This is a genomic window from Pseudomonas sp. SDO524_S393 (genome assembly GCF_054071875.1).
The window spans coordinates 1-206 of sequence record NZ_JBSVVZ010000195.1; the positions used below are offsets into that span (position 1 = coordinate 1).

Annotated in this window: 1 protein-coding gene; it reads right to left on the reverse strand. The window is 62.1% G+C overall.

Translation table 11 applies throughout. The features are described 5' to 3' along the window. Positions 1-206, reverse strand: a 206-nt coding sequence (locus ACW9IB_RS29615; RefSeq protein ID WP_457416887.1) for a hypothetical protein, incomplete at both ends; no start/stop codon positions are given.

The window sequence follows — 206 nt, forward strand, 5'->3', positions numbered from 1 at the left end:
GCCACCAGCGACAACACCACCAGCGCGAGGATCGCCATGCGCCCGGGAATCTTGCGCAGCAGCAGCACCGCAAGGAAGCACACGGCGGCAAACAGGCATTGGCTGTAGAGGTCCAGCGGGGCGCTGACAATGCTTACCAACAGCAAGGTGCCGACCACACAACTGATCACCACCAGCACTTTGCGCAGCGTATCGGGCCAGCGATT